Genomic DNA, 811 nt, shown 5'->3' on the forward strand with positions numbered 1-811 from the left:
AAGTAACGAGAATCGAACTCGCACAGTCAGCTTGGAAGGCTGAAGTTCTACCATTAAACTATACTTGCATGTTTGTCTTGGTGCTAAATTATTATAACATCATTTTAAAAAACTTCTTCACAAAAAAATCAAAAAAATGTTAAAAGTTATTTTTATATTGAAAAATGTTGTGAAATTACACTTTTTTTGATTAAAAAAATTATTTCACATTAAAGAGTGTTTAAATTTTTATAAAAAAAATGACACCAGAATGCATGTGTCATATTAAATTTATTATTCATATTACTTTTAAGATTATCTTAGTGGTTTTTACATTTGCGACAATAAAATATTCACCTTAAAATAGAATTCTTCTTAAACAGCCTATTTTTAACTAAAATGAGTAAAAAAATAATAGGGACTACCTATTATTATTTTTATTAATTATTTATCGTGTTTTTCGTTAAATGCTTTAACAAGTGCTTCAACATCTGTTTGAGTTTCTGACACAACTGCTTTAGCTGCTAGAGCTTGAGCTTCTGTTAAGTTCATTTCTGAAATTTGTCTTCTTGCTTTAAGTACTGAAGTAGCTGACATTGAGAATTCGTCAAGTCCTAGTCCAACTAGAACAGGAATTGCATTATGATCTCCAGCCATTTCTCCACACATACCTACTCATTTACCTTGTGCATGTGCACCGTCAATTGTCATTTTAATTAAGTTAAGAATTGATGGGTTAAGTGGTTGATATAGGTAAGAAACTTTTTCTGACATTCTATCAGCAGCCATTGTGTATTGCATTAAGTCGTTTGTACCGATTGAGAAGAAATCT

1 protein-coding gene is annotated in these 811 nt (G+C 29.3%); it reads right to left on the bottom strand.

The window, feature by feature from the left end:
- Nucleotides 1-423 precede the first annotated feature (423 nt).
- The coding region (locus C4B25_RS04665; RefSeq protein WP_335904872.1) for a putative PEP-binding protein at nt 424-811 on the bottom strand (388 nt) is incomplete at its 5' end.

Origin of the sequence: Mycoplasma todarodis, assembly GCF_004335995.1 — a bacterium.
GTDB classification, from domain to species: Bacteria; Bacillota_I; Bacilli_A; order Mycoplasmatales; family Metamycoplasmataceae; genus Mycoplasma_K; species Mycoplasma_K todarodis.